We start from the raw sequence: 237 nt of genomic DNA, 5'->3' as shown, positions 1-237 counted from the left end.
TAATAAAAAAATAATTAAAGAAGCAGTAGATAAAAGTGAAATAGATCAACAAATTTTCAAGGAAAAAGCATGGGATTATTATAAAAAATATAAAGCAGATATTCCGCTAAGTGAAACTAAAGCTTTTTTTGAAAAATATTTAGAATGTGAAACTGAACAAGGGATTGATAAGTCTGAAAAGAATTATATAAAAAATACTGTTAAAAAATTATATGACAAGGGCAAGACTTTGTGGAA

1 protein-coding gene is annotated in these 237 nt (G+C 24.5%); it reads left to right on the top strand.

Features of this window, described 5'->3' with window-relative positions:
* On the top strand, nt 1-237 hold a 237-nt coding region (locus FS742_RS27775; RefSeq protein ID WP_186327225.1), incomplete at both ends, for a hypothetical protein.

The sequence above is a fragment of the Bacillus cereus genome (genome assembly GCF_007678085.1).
GTDB lineage: Bacteria > Bacillota > Bacilli > Bacillales > Bacillaceae_G > Bacillus_A > Bacillus_A cereus_BE.
This window is presented reverse-complemented; position numbering and strand designations above follow the sequence as displayed.